This window comes from Caulobacter sp. FG121 (assembly GCF_057809815.1).
In genome coordinates this window covers 1-305 of sequence record NZ_JBMDKR010000022.1, presented here as the reverse complement: position 1 = coordinate 305, position 305 = coordinate 1, and the positions used below count along the sequence as shown (strand labels likewise).

The following is a 305-nucleotide window of genomic DNA, read 5'->3' as shown; positions in this document are numbered from 1 at the left end:
GGTGCTGTCAGTCTAACGCGCACTCGTCTCCACTTTTGACCCCGCCAGGTCATTGTGGAGAAGGGGTTGGATGGGCGTTTCATTCAAGCGGCATCGGTTTCCAGCCGACGTCATCCGACATGCGGTATGGCTGTATTTCAGGTTCACCCTGAGTCTTCGCGACGTGGAGGAGATGCTGGCCGAGCGTGGGATCGAGGTCAGCTACGAGACCATTCGATGCTGGACCAAGAAGTTCGGACCGCAGTTCGCGAGGCGGCTGAAGAAGCTACGGCCGGCGCCATCGCCGCGTTGGCATCTCGATGAAA

General features: G+C 59.0%; 1 pseudogene. It reads left to right on the top strand.

The window, feature by feature from the left end:
• Nucleotides 1-70 precede the first annotated feature (70 nt).
• A pseudogene (locus ACODSL_RS20075) lies at nt 71-305 on the top strand (IS6 family transposase); the annotation flags it as partial.